Origin of the sequence: Achromobacter sp. DH1f, from assembly GCF_000633435.1 — a bacterium.
Classification (GTDB): Bacteria; Pseudomonadota; Gammaproteobacteria; order Burkholderiales; family Burkholderiaceae_B; genus Achromobacter; species Achromobacter deleyi.
The window spans coordinates 1-641 of record NZ_AYMF01000106.1 but is presented as its reverse complement, the minus strand read 5'-3'; the positions used below and the strand labels follow the sequence as shown (position 1 = coordinate 641).

Annotated in this window: 1 protein-coding gene; it reads left to right on the top strand. The window is 70.8% G+C overall.

Annotated features, from left to right (window positions below):
* Positions 1-641, top strand: a 641-nt coding sequence (locus U858_RS0133230) for a YeeE/YedE family protein (protein WP_025141370.1), incomplete at both ends; no start/stop codon positions are given.

Sequence of the window (641 nt, the reverse complement as noted above, 5' to 3'; positions counted from 1 at the left end):
CGCGCTGCTGGGCGTGGCGCTCTACCATGCGTCGTTCGGCTTCACCCAGGCCTGGCGCGTGTTCGTGTCGGATCGCCGCGGCGCCGGCCTGCGCGCACAGATGTTCATGCTGGCCGTGGGCGTGCTGCTGTTCTTCCCCTTCCTGGCGCAGGGTTCGCTATTCGGCCAGCCCGTCAACGGCCTGGTGTCGCCCCCGGGCGTCTCGGTGCTGCTGGGCGCCTTCCTGTTCGGCATCGGCATGCAACTGGGCGGCGGCTGCGCCTCGGGCACGCTTTTCGCGGTGGGCGGCGGCAACACCCGCATGCTGGTCACGCTGCTGTTCTTCATCATCGGCTCGGTCATCGCCACGGCCAATTTTGGTTGGTGGTCGGCCCTGCCCGCGCTGGCTCCCACCTCGCTCATCAAGACCTGGGGCCTGGCGCCCGCCCTCATCGCCAACCTGGCGGTGTTCGCCCTGATCGCCTGGATCGCCACCGTGCTGGAAAAGCGCCGCCACGGCCACGTGGTGTCGTTCGCCTCGCGCACGGCCCGGCCCGCGTCCCTGCTGCAAGGCCCGTGGCCGCTGATCTGGGGCGGCGTGGCGCTGGTCGTGCTGAACTTCGCCACCCTGGCGCTGGCCGGCCGCCCCTGGGGCATCACGT